Here is a 519-nt window from a genome sequence, read left to right as displayed (position 1 = left end):
CAGGCGTCTTGCCACAAACTGCGACCTTCCACCGCTTCGATATTGTCTACGACTTGGTCTTGTAAGGATTGAGTATCCAGTTTCTTAATCGATAACATGTTTGACTCCTAAACGCGGATACGTGGGTCGATCACCGTGTACAACAAATCGACCACAAGATTAAAGAAGATGGTGAGTGAGGCGACAATTAAGGTGATACCCATGACTAAGCCGTAGTCGCGATTCAGTGCACCAGAGACAAAGTGCTGGCCCATACCACCAGTGCCGAAAAAGATGTCGATGATGACAGAGCCCGTCACGACAGAGACAAACGCTGGCCCGAGCATGGCGACGACGGGGATCAATGACGGACGCAGTGCATGGTGGAACAAGATGTAGGCGGTCGATAATCCCTTCGCTTTTGCGGTGCGAATGTAAGGCTGATTGAGGGTTTCAATCATCGCGCCGCGCATGACACGCGCGATGCTAGCGACTGATCCAATGGCAAGACTTAATACTGGCAAAACAAGAAAAGCTAAT

1 protein-coding gene is annotated in these 519 nt (G+C 50.1%); it reads right to left on the bottom strand.

Translation table 11 applies throughout. The annotated features are described in order from the left end of the window. Positions 1–107: 107 nt before the first annotated feature. The coding region (locus R7R78_RS29445; protein WP_225475004.1) for an ABC transporter permease subunit at positions 108–519 on the bottom strand (412 nt) is incomplete at its 5' end.

The organism is Vibrio sp. 2134-1, from assembly GCF_033339495.1.
Note: the sequence above shows the minus strand (reverse complement) of the source record. Positions and strands in the feature narration are given on the sequence as shown.